At 64.9% G+C, this 562-nt stretch carries 1 protein-coding gene; it reads left to right on the top strand.

Translation table 11 applies throughout. The features are described from left to right. Nucleotides 1-562: alpha-amylase family glycosyl hydrolase (locus tag ADL25_RS15480; protein ID WP_267889251.1), on the top strand; the 562-nt coding region annotated here is incomplete at both ends.

Raw genomic sequence — 562 nt, 5'->3', positions numbered from 1 at the left:
GCTGCGGGACGGCGGTTACGACGTGTCGGACTACACGGCGGTGCTGCCGGAGTTCGGTGACCTGGCGGACTTCGTGGAGTTCGTGGACGCCACCCACCAGCGCGGCATGCGGGTGATCATCGACTTCGTGATGAACCACACCAGCGACCAGCACCCGTGGTTCCAGGAATCCCGCGCCCACCCCGACGGCCCCTACGGCGACTACTACGTATGGGCCGACGACGACAAGCAGTTCCAGGACGCGCGGATCATCTTCGTCGACACCGAGGCCTCCAACTGGACCTTCGACCCGATCCGCAAGCAGTACTACTGGCACCGCTTCTTCTCCCACCAGCCGGACCTCAACTACGAGAACCCGGCCGTGCAGGAGGAGATCATCTCCGCGCTGAGATTCTGGCTGGACCTGGGCATCGACGGATTCCGCCTCGACGCCGTCCCCTACCTCTACCAGCAGGAGGGCACCAACTGCGAGAATCTGCCGGCCACGCACGAGTTCCTCCGGCGGGTGCGCAAGGAGATCGACGCCCACTATCCGGACACGGTGCTGCTGGCGGAGGCCAAT

The organism is Streptomyces sp. NRRL F-5122 (genome assembly GCF_001507435.1).
Classification (GTDB): domain Bacteria; phylum Actinomycetota; class Actinomycetes; order Streptomycetales; family Streptomycetaceae; genus Streptomyces; species Streptomyces lannensis.
This window is presented reverse-complemented; position numbering and strand designations above follow the sequence as displayed.